At 57.7% G+C, this 5723-nt stretch carries 7 protein-coding genes and 1 pseudogene; 7 read left to right on the top strand and 1 reads right to left on the bottom strand.

Annotation, left to right across the window (positions count from 1 at the left end):
• Positions 1 to 94 precede the first annotated feature (94 nt).
• Positions 95 to 553 (top strand): YHS domain-containing (seleno)protein, encoded by a 459-nt coding sequence (locus tag VGP75_RS10615; protein WP_327543638.1) that lies wholly within the window; start codon positions 95 to 97, stop codon positions 551 to 553.
• A gap of 43 nt (positions 554 to 596) precedes the next feature.
• Here the strand turns inward: VGP75_RS10615 and VGP75_RS10610 are convergent, their stop codons facing one another.
• Positions 597 to 941, bottom strand: a complete 345-nt coding sequence (locus tag VGP75_RS10610) for a rhodanese-like domain-containing protein (protein ID WP_327543637.1) — start codon at positions 939 to 941, stop codon at positions 597 to 599.
• A gap of 147 nt (positions 942 to 1088) precedes the next feature.
• On the opposite strand from VGP75_RS10610, the gene VGP75_RS10605 reads away from it, so the two are divergent.
• The 6 genes and pseudogenes from VGP75_RS10605 to VGP75_RS10580 form a co-directional block, all read left to right on the top strand.
• The gene (locus tag VGP75_RS10605) at positions 1089 to 1952 is read left to right on the top strand and encodes an ATPase (protein ID WP_327543636.1); all 864 of its coding nucleotides are present in this window, start codon (positions 1089 to 1091) and stop codon (positions 1950 to 1952) included.
• A 37-nt stretch (positions 1953 to 1989) separates the two neighbouring features.
• Complete coding sequence (gene metA / locus VGP75_RS10600) at positions 1990 to 2907, top strand: homoserine O-acetyltransferase MetA (protein ID WP_327543635.1); 918 nt, start codon at positions 1990 to 1992, stop codon at positions 2905 to 2907.
• Positions 2897 to 3883 carry an alpha/beta fold hydrolase gene (locus VGP75_RS10595; RefSeq protein WP_327543634.1) on the top strand — a complete coding sequence of 329 codons (987 nt, stop codon included), beginning with the start codon at positions 2897 to 2899 and terminating at the stop codon, positions 3881 to 3883. The genes metA and VGP75_RS10595 overlap by 11 nt, the downstream gene beginning before the upstream one ends.
• Before the next feature lie 81 nt (positions 3884 to 3964).
• Complete coding sequence (ppk2, locus tag VGP75_RS10590) at positions 3965 to 4834, top strand: polyphosphate kinase 2 (RefSeq protein WP_327543633.1); 870 nt, start codon at positions 3965 to 3967, stop codon at positions 4832 to 4834.
• The gene (locus VGP75_RS10585) at positions 4827 to 5462 is read left to right on the top strand and encodes a TetR/AcrR family transcriptional regulator (RefSeq protein WP_327543632.1); all 636 of its coding nucleotides are present in this window, start codon (positions 4827 to 4829) and stop codon (positions 5460 to 5462) included. Before ppk2 ends, VGP75_RS10585 begins: the two co-directional genes overlap by 8 nt.
• A pseudogene (locus VGP75_RS10580) lies at positions 5452 to 5723 on the top strand (acyloxyacyl hydrolase); the annotation flags it as partial. The gene VGP75_RS10585 and the pseudogene VGP75_RS10580, both read left to right, overlap by 11 nt.

Below are 5723 nucleotides of genomic sequence, written 5' to 3'. Positions count from 1 at the left end.
GAAAGGTCACATGTCTGTGTGCCCTCTGGCTTTTCTGCGCTGACTTGCCCCAATTGGGAACAAGAAAAGCGATACCCGCACAAGGAGCCATGACATGACCATCACACGACGCCACCTTTTGACGGCAGCCATCGCTGCACCCGCAATCGCCGCCTTTGCCCCCCGCGCCATGGCGGCCACTCCCGAGGTTTATGCCGAGAACGGCATCGCCGTGGATGGCTCTGATGTTGTCGGCTACTTCACCCAAGGCGCACCGGTTGCGGGCAATCCCGAGATCACGTTTGATTACATGGGTGCGACGTGGCTGTTCGTATCGGTCGAGAACCGCGATGCATTTGCCGCTGATCCCGCCCGCTATGCGCCACAATATGGCGGTTATTGCGCCTATGCGGTCAGCCAAGGCTATACGGCACCGACTGTTCCCGAGGCATGGTCGATCGTGGACGACAAGCTTTACCTGAATTTCTCCACCAGCGTGCGCCGCCGCTGGGAACGCGATATTCCTGGCCATATCGCGGCGGCGGATGCCAACTGGCCCGGCGTTCTGGCGTAACGGCTTTGGGCGGAGAAACTGGTCCGCACAAAGCCTGACAGGACTAGAGTTTGCGGTAGGCGCCCAAGCCGCCTGCGATGAACTTGGCGTTGCGATAACCCATGTTTTTCAGCGTTGCCGCCGAGAGCGCACCGCGGTTATAGGCGTTGCAATAGCACAGGATGGTGGTGTCGAGGTCGCAGATTTCGCCTTCGACATTCATCTCGAGCTTGCCGCGGCTGATATTGATCGAACCGGGGATGTGATAGGCCTCGTGTTCTTCCTGATCGCGAATATCGAGTGCTACCGCACCGGCCGCGATCAGTGCGTCGACGTCTTCGGGTTTGACTTCTTCGACCTGCGCGCGGGCAGCATCAGCCATCGCCTGAAATTTCTCGGTATATGCCATGGGGTTCATCCTGTGTTTGAAAACCGTTCATGTCTGGATATCACGGTGAGCAGCCTCGATTGGTGATGAAGTCACCAACCGTGGATAAAAAGATGCCCATGAAAAAATCACTGGCGGATTTTTGTCTACACCGTTACCCAAAGCGCCATGATTTACACATCCGCATCCGAGTGGCGTAACGCCCCCCAAAAACGCGTTCTGCTCTTTGCCATGTCCGGCTTGGGCAAGACCTATTTGTCTAACATGCTGCGCAGCACAGGTGACTGGTTTCACTACTCGATCGATTACCGGATCGGGACGCGGTACATGGGTGAGCTGATTGCGGATAACGCCAAGCGCGAAGCCATGAAGGTGCCCTTCCTCCGCGATCTTCTGCGCTCGGACAGCATCTATATCGGCTCGAATATCTCGTTCAACGATCTGCGCCCGATGTCGTCCTATCTGGGCAAACCGGGCGACCCTGACTTGGGGGGCCTGCCTTGGGATGAATACACCCGACGTCAGGACCAGTTTCAGCAGGCCGAAATCGCGGCGCTGCATGACACGGGTCATTTCATCGAACGTTCCAGCAGGCTTTACCAGTACCCGCATTTTGTTTGCGACACGGGCGGGTCTATCTGTGAATGGGTCGATGTGAATGATCCGGATGATCCGATCATGACCGATCTGGCCGCCAAGACGCTGATGGTCTGGATCAAAGGCACCGACGAGCATACCGCCGAACTGATCCGGCGCTTTGATCGCGAACCCAAACCGATGTCCTATGATCCGGCCTTTCTGTTGGAGACATGGAACGCCTATCTGGCGGAATTCGACGTGGCCCCTGACAAGGTGAACCCCGATGATTTCATCCGTTGGGCCTTTGCCAAGGCGCTGGCGCACCGCCAGCCACGCTATCAGGCAATGGCAGATAAATGGGGCATCACCGTCCCGCAACACGCCGTTGAGAAGGTCAAGGATACGGAGGGCTTTGTCAGCATGATCGCTGACGCCCTTGAGATGCGCGGCTAAGCCGCCTATCTCTGCCGTCTTATCTTGGATGTAAACAATGCCTATTAAACTGCCCAGTGCCCTGCCCGCCTATAACGTTTTGTCGAACGAAGGCGTTATGGTGCTTGATGAAGACACTGCCTCCCGTCAGGACATCCGCCCGCTGCGGATTGCATTGCTGAACCTGATGCCCAAAAAGATCCAGACCGAGAACCAGTTCGCGCGCCTGATCGGGGCCACCCCTTTGCAGATCGAACTGTCACTGGTGCGGATGTCCGAACATCAGACGAAAAATACCGCCGCCGAGCATATGGAAGAGTTCTATCGCCCGTTTTCAGAGGTGAAGGACGAGAAATATGACGGGCTGATCATCACAGGTGCCCCGATCGAGCACCTGCCGTTCCATGATGTGACCTATTGGGACGAGCTGACCCAAGTGTTCGACTGGACCCAGACCAACGTGCATTCCACCTTTGGCGTCTGCTGGGGTGGCATGGCGATGATCAATTATTTCCATGGTGTGCAGAAACATCTTTTGGATCACAAAGCCTTTGGCTGTTTCCGCCACCATGTCACCGACCCTGCCTCACCCTATTTGCGCGGGTTCTCGGATGATTGCGTGATCCCTGTCAGCCGGTGGACAGAGATGCGTCAGGATGAAATTGACGCGGCAGGCGGCCTGAAGACGTTGATTACCAGTGATGATGCAGGTCCGGCACTGGTCGAGGACACGGCACATCGCGCGCTCTATATTTTCAATCATTTTGAATATGATAGCGGCACGCTCAAGCAGGAATATGACCGCGATATCAGCAATGGCACGCCGATCAACGTGCCTATGAATTATTATCCGGGTGATGACCCTACGAAACAACCTCAAAATAGGTGGAGAAGTCACGCGCATCTCCTATATGGAAACTGGATAAACGAAATTTACCAGACCACCCATTTTGAGTTGGATAAAATTGGCAGTTAAAACCCTTTCCGTCATTCTCGGTGTGACAGCGCTCGCAACCGCCGTGATCTCGCAATACCGCGCCGCGCAGGCAACCACGCAATACCCGCCGCTGGGTCAGTTCGTCGATGTCACCGGCGGACAAGTGCATTACGTCCAGGAGGGCAGCGGGCCGCATCTGGTGCTGTTGCATGGTGCGGGTGGCAACCTGCGCGAATGGACGTTTGATCTGATGAACCGGCTGACCGACCGTTATACGGTCACAGCCTTTGATCGCCCCGGATTGGGGTATACTGACAGGGTGCCCGGCATTGCCACCGGGCTGACCGCGACCGAGGGCGACAGCCCGCAGGCGCAAGCAGCCATGCTGCGCGAAGCCGCCGAAAAGATCGGGATCACCGATCCGATTGTGGCAGGGCACAGCTTTGGCGGGATCGTGTCCTATGCATGGGCGGTGGCCGGTCTGGATGAAAACAGCCCTGTGAATGCCAAAGCGATCGTGTCCTTTGCTGGCGTCACCATGCCATGGCCCGGCGGGTTGGACAGATACTATACCGTCAATGGCAGCGCCTTTGGCGGTGTCGTGACAATCCCGGCAATCTCGGCCTTTGTGCCGCCTTCTGTGGTGGATAGCAGCATTGAAGCGACCTTTGCCCCACAAAGCGCCCCCGCAGGCTATGCCGATCACATCGGCGCCGGTCTGACGCTGCGGCCATCCAGCATGCGCGCCAATACGCGGCAAGTGAACACATCACGCCCGCATGTCGTGCAACTCTCCCAGCGGTATCCGGAGCTGACGCTGCCGATTGAGATTCTGCACGGCGAGGAAGACACGACCGTGCCGATCCACATTCACGCCGAAGAGATCGCGAAAATCGTGCCACAAGTGAACACAACCCGCCTGCCGGGCGTTGGCCATATGCCCCATCACGCAGACCCGCAGGCCGCGATCAGCGCGATTGACCGCGCAGCGCTACGTGCAGGGCTGCAACCTTAGTCACACCAAGCGTTGAAAGCCGAATTGCGCTTCCGGACACAAACCCCCATATATGGTGGTGCGAGGTTTGGGAGAGTTTTCATGGATTTACCTTTTGATGGCGGGATCAGCCGCTATTTTGCTGAAGATGCCCCTGCGGACATACGTGACGCGGTTGTAGCCGCCGACAAGGATGACATCATCAACCCTGCCTTTCCCTATCAGGACCGCTGGAAGCGCAGCGCATACGAGGCCGAACTGGCAGCCCTGCAAATCGAACTGGTCCGGATGCAGGCATGGGCGCGTGACACGGGGCGCCGGATCGCGGTGGTATTCGAAGGGCGTGACGCAGCCGGAAAAGGCGGCACAATCAAACGCTTGCGCGAGAACCTTAATCCGCGTGGCGCGAAACTGGTGGCACTGTCCAAGCCAACCGATGTGGAAGCCGCGCAATGGTATTTCCAACGCTACATCGCCCATCTGCCCGCGAAAGGTGAAATCACGATCTTTGACCGCAGCTGGTACAATCGCGGCGTCGTCGAACATGTTTTCGGATTTTGCACGCCGGAACAACGTGAACGCTGGTTTGCGCAGGTCCCCGAGTTCGAGGACATGCTGGTCCATGAGGGGATCACACTGGTCAAAATCTGGCTCAACGTCGGCCGTGCAACACAACTGAAACGCTTTCTGGATCGCGAGAAAGACCCGCTGAAGCAATGGAAGCTCAGCTGGATCGACGTCGAAGGTCTCAGCAAATGGGACGCCTATACCGCCGCGATCGCGGAGACGCTTGAGCGCACCCACACGGATCATGCGCCCTGGACGATTGTCCGCTCAGACGACAAGCGCCGCGCCCGCGTGCAGGTGATCCGGCATCTGCTGGGCCAGCTTGATTACCCGATGAAGGATGAAGCAGCCGTCACCCCCACAGACAACAAGATCCTGGGGGGGCCTGACCTCTGGCATGGCTAAACGCGGGTATCATCACGGCAATCTGCGCGAGGCGCTGATCGACGGCTGTCTGACGCTGATCGAAAAGCGCGGCCCGACGGGGTTTACCCTGTCCGAGGCCGCGCGCGAGGCCGGCGTGACACCGGCCGCCGTCTACCGCCATTTTGAGGGCCGCGAGGACCTGATCGCGGCCGCGGCGCTGCAAGGCTATGAGATGTTCGGCGACCTGATGGAATACGCCTATGGCGATGGCCAGCCATCGGCGCTCAAAGCGTTCGAAGCCACCGGACGGGCCTATCTGGCCTTTGCACGCAAATATCCCGGCCACTATATCGCGATGTTCGAGAGTGGCATTTCGATCAACCGCTCGTCAGAACTGCATGCTGTCGCCACTCGCGCGATGGGCGTTCTGGAAAAAGCGGCCGAACAATTGTCACAACATATTCCGGCCGAGAAACGCCCCCCACCCCAGATGTTCAGCGCCCATATTTGGGCCCTCTCGCATGGCGTGGTTGAGCTTTTTGCGCGTGCCAGTCCCGGCACCAAAAGCCCCTTTCCCCCCGAAGACCTGCTTGAAACTGGGATCGGGATCTATCTGCGCGGGCTTGGCCTGATCGCACCTGACAGTGAGGACCCCGATGGCCGATAGTACGTTTGCCTGGATTTTTATCATCGTAAGCGCAACAGACACCTACCTGAACGAATGTCAGACCGATTGCTTTCAACAAAGCGAGGCACCGGCCCGCATCCATGTGCAATATGGCGATACGTACTTTCAGGAAGAGGTAATCGGCGACGAGGTTTTCGTCAGCTACGATCTGCCCAAGCGCATTGGCGCGGTCCAACCGACAGTGGGTGCAAGCCTGACCAGCGATAATGATCTTTGGCTGGGTGCCGGTGCCAAATGGTC

Source organism: Yoonia sp., assembly GCF_036007805.1.
Lineage (GTDB): Bacteria > Pseudomonadota > Alphaproteobacteria > Rhodobacterales > Rhodobacteraceae > Yoonia.
The sequence above is the reverse complement of the archived record's forward strand: the minus strand, read 5'-3'. Positions and strand labels throughout refer to the sequence as shown.

Bases quoted from the DNA above. Each gene is read 5' to 3' on its own strand.
- VGP75_RS10615 (WP_327543638.1), top strand. From the start codon at position 95: ATGACCATCACACGACGCCACCTTTTGACGGCAGCCATCGCTGCACCC.
- VGP75_RS10610 (WP_327543637.1), bottom strand. From the start codon at position 941: ATGGCATATACCGAGAAATTTCAGGCGATGGCTGATGCTGCCCGCGCG.
- VGP75_RS10605 (WP_327543636.1), top strand. From the start codon at position 1,089: ATGATTTACACATCCGCATCCGAGTGGCGTAACGCCCCCCAAAAACGC.
- metA (WP_327543635.1), top strand. From the start codon at position 1,990: ATGCCTATTAAACTGCCCAGTGCCCTGCCCGCCTATAACGTTTTGTCG.
- ppk2 (WP_327543633.1), top strand. From the start codon at position 3,965: ATGGATTTACCTTTTGATGGCGGGATCAGCCGCTATTTTGCTGAAGAT.
- VGP75_RS10585 (WP_327543632.1), top strand. From the start codon at position 4,827: ATGGCTAAACGCGGGTATCATCACGGCAATCTGCGCGAGGCGCTGATC.